This is a genomic window from Thermoactinomyces mirandus (assembly GCF_013868055.1).
Classification (GTDB): domain Bacteria; phylum Bacillota; class Bacilli; order Thermoactinomycetales; family Thermoactinomycetaceae; genus Thermoactinomyces; species Thermoactinomyces mirandus.
Genome location: NZ_JACEOL010000082.1, coordinates 1 through 3,066 on the forward strand (window position 1 = coordinate 1; position 3,066 = coordinate 3,066).

Here is a 3,066-nt window from a genome sequence, read left to right on the forward strand (position 1 = left end):
AATTACAACTGTAGTACTAAGTTATAATTAGGAGGGCGAAAGGGGCGTTTTTATGGGGAGAAGAAAATGGACGGCTGAACAGAAAATGGAGATTATATTGGCTGGGATGACACCAGGAGCTAACATCTCTGCTGTATGTAGAGAATATGGAATATTACAACCCCAATATTACAAGTGGAAAGAGGCGTTTCTTCAAGGAGGGCTTTCCGCCCTGGCAACAAGTCCATCCAAGCGAGAACAAGTATGGAGAAAGAATTGAAAGAAGCCAAGACATTGCTTGGTGAACAAGCAATGCAGATTGAGATCCTTAGAAAAAAGACCAATTGGGGCCGAAGGTAAGTTCAAGAAAGTTGGTACAGACCTTGGTAGATGAAGGGTATTCGGTCCCATAAATTACTCATGCCCTTCAAATCAACCGTACCTATGGATAAGCCTTACTTAAGCAAGAACAACCTAAGAAGCGGGAAAAGACAGACGAAGCATCGCTTCGTCAAAAGATTTTAGAGTTGTGTGGCGAGTTTCCTACGAACGGATATCGTCGTATTCGAGTATGTCTAAAAAAGCGATTTCAACTCCAGGTTAATGGCAAACGTGTTTACCGAATAATGAAGGAGTTGAATGTATTAGTTAAGACGAAGCATTTTGAAGCCAAACGAAAAAAGCAACGAGGAAAAATACCCGTTACTCGTTCCAATGAGCACTTTCAAGTGGATATGACAAAAGTCTGGTGTGGCAGAGATGGCTGGGGGTATTTTTTGCGGCGATCGATGCATTTGACAGAGAAGTCGTAGGCTATTCTTTCTCCCGGTTCTGCAGAACCGAAGAACTTCTTATGGCTGTAAACCAATCCTTGAATTACCGTTTTCCTGAAGGAGTAAAAGGCAAAGGGCTAAGCATACGAAGTGATAATGGCTGCCAAATGACCAGCCGACGTTATGTTTTAACAAACCAAGCTCTTTCATGATTCGGTACACTCTTTTATGATTTACATGGATACCATACTTTTTCTGTAGCCACACACGAATCCGACGATATTCATTGGTTGGGAACATTCCGCAAAGTTCTTGAATCTTTTGACGAAGCGACGCTTCGTCATTCTGTACACGCTTTTTTGGCGCTTTCTCTTTGATCAGCTCGTATCCATAGGTGCGGTTTATACGAAGGGCCTTCGTAATTTGTGGGATCGAATACCCTTCTTCTACCAAGGTTTGCACGAGCTCTCGAATGCTTACCTTCGACCCCAATTCGTCTTTTTTCGGAGAATCTCAATTTGCATGGCTTGCTCACCAATCAGAGCCTTCGCTTCTTTCAGCTCTTTTTCCAGTTCCCCTTCTTTATTGGATGAACCACTGGACAAGGCGGATAATCCACCTTGAATAAAGGACTCTCGCCATTTGTAATATTGCGGTTGCAATATTTTGTATTCTCTGCATACAGCAGAGATATTTGCTCCTGGTCTCATTCCAGCTAACACAATCTCCATTTTTTGTTTAGCTGTCCGTTTTCTCCTTCCCATTAAAACGACCCCTTTCTTCTTCCTCCCTCAATAAATTAAGTTTTTCTCACTCAATCTCTCGTTTTCTCCAATTTTGAAAAATGAACCAGGCATTTAGAACGGATACATTTTGAATAGATGTATAGAAAAGGAATTAAGGGTTTACTCCATTATAACTTAAACTTTGTCTGGAAGATTATGGGGTCATTATAAAAGACGTTATTATCAAAATAAAACCTATTTTCACCACTGGATTCCAATCCATTCGATATCAGCTCATTTCAAATTGAATTTTTTTTATTTACCTTCTACTTTTGATTTGGATCCCAGACGTAATATTTAAACCAGAAAATCCCCCCAACTTAAATTGAGCATCATTCTGATGATATCCAATTCAGTTAGGGGGGAACCATTACTAAGGTTAATAAATTAAGCAACTCATACTATTGAAAAATCAGCCAAAAATCCTTCCATTGTTCCTCCTGTACCCCAGACGAGGGTCTACATATCTGTCAATTACTTTCACCATTATTTGACCTACACTATTGCCTGATATCGCTAATGCAACATGGAAAAACATTCCCATAATTATAGTAACACGTGAATATTTCTTTTTTGCATATCTATGGGCAATTGTTCTTGTAAGACGATAATAAGCTTTTCTTAAAAACCGTTTGTACGCTTTTCTTGCCAGATAAGCCTGCCAGCCACCCCAAGCAGCAATTATTATGTCAATAATGATTGCTGCGTACCTGTTTCTTATTCCTTTCCCATTTGGATCTACATTGTTAACTGGGGCGTTTTTCGTGTAGATATACTTATTCCAGCTCAACGGTTCATTCTCAAACCCCTCAAACGTATCCCTCGTCAAGAACCTTCCCGTCTCCGGATTGTAATACCGGCTTTGCAGGTAATACAATCCCGTTTCCCAGTCGTAACGGTATCCCCGGTAGAGATAGGGGCTCTGGATCGTACCTGTATGCGCTGTGATCCGACCATAGGCATCGTAGCAATAAGTGGCGACCACATTTCCATTGGCATCGGTAAGCGCGATGACATCGCCCTGGCCATTCAGTTGGAAGTAGTAGGTTTGTCCGTCTTTGGTCATGCTGACGGGCCGATTCTCTCCATCAAAGGTATAAGCTGGCGATGACTTGGCCGGAGGCGTTGGTTTCAATGGAAACATTTTTATTCTCGTCATATTGGAAATACGTGGTTCCGGCATTGGTGGTCATGCGGGTGCGCATACTGTCGGCCCGGTAGGCGAATTGGACGGTTTCTGATCCCGACTGTACCTGGGTCAGGCGGTTTTCGGCATCGTAGGCGTAGGTTTTGCTTCCGTCGTTTGTCAGGTTCCCGTTTTCATCATAGGTATATGCTTGTCCGTTGACGGCTGTCAGTTGGTCGGCATCGTCATAGGTATACGTGTTGGTGATCGTGGTGCCGTCTCTGGTCACTTTTTTCGGGGTCCGGTTCCCTGCCGCACCGTAGGTATACTCCGTAATGGTTCCGTCAGGTGCCGTTTCTTTTACAAGTTGATCCAACTCGTCGTAGTCATAGGTGGTGGATTG

At 42.8% G+C, this 3,066-nt stretch carries 5 protein-coding genes and 1 pseudogene; 2 read left to right on the forward strand and 4 right to left on the reverse strand.

The features are described 5' to 3' along the window. Window positions 1–52: 52 nt before the first annotated feature. Window positions 53–259: a transposase gene (locus tag H2C83_RS18650; protein WP_181742362.1), complete on the forward strand. Its 207-nt coding sequence runs from the start codon at window positions 53–55 to the stop codon at window positions 257–259. 229 nt (window positions 260–488) lie between these two features. Further along, window positions 489–791: pseudogene (locus H2C83_RS18275) on the forward strand (IS3 family transposase); the annotation flags it as partial. A 39-nt stretch (window positions 792–830) separates the two neighbouring features. Here the strand turns inward: H2C83_RS18275 and H2C83_RS17030 are convergent. From H2C83_RS17030 to H2C83_RS17965, 4 genes are all read right to left on the reverse strand, one after another. Further along, entirely contained in the window at window positions 831–1,244 is a 414-nt protein-coding gene (locus tag H2C83_RS17030; RefSeq protein WP_220184253.1) for an IS3 family transposase, read from the reverse strand. After that, the gene (locus tag H2C83_RS17035; RefSeq protein ID WP_220184254.1) at window positions 1,229–1,516 is read right to left on the reverse strand and encodes a transposase; all 288 of its coding nucleotides are present in this window, start codon (window positions 1,514–1,516) and stop codon (window positions 1,229–1,231) included. The genes H2C83_RS17030 and H2C83_RS17035 overlap by 16 nt, the downstream gene beginning before the upstream one ends. Before the next feature lie 433 nt (window positions 1,517–1,949). Next, entirely contained in the window at window positions 1,950–2,672 is a 723-nt protein-coding gene (locus H2C83_RS17960; protein ID WP_246333993.1) for an RHS repeat-associated core domain-containing protein, read from the reverse strand. Then, window positions 2,626–3,066 (reverse strand): RHS repeat domain-containing protein (locus tag H2C83_RS17965; protein ID WP_246333994.1); only part of this gene is annotated, 441 nt, incomplete at its 5' end. The genes H2C83_RS17960 and H2C83_RS17965, both read right to left, overlap by 47 nt.

Bases quoted from the DNA above. Each gene is read 5' to 3' on its own strand.
- H2C83_RS18650 (WP_181742362.1), top strand. From the start codon at position 53: ATGGGGAGAAGAAAATGGACGGCTGAACAGAAAATGGAGATTATATTG.
- H2C83_RS17035 (WP_220184254.1), bottom strand. From the start codon at position 1,516: ATGGGAAGGAGAAAACGGACAGCTAAACAAAAAATGGAGATTGTGTTA.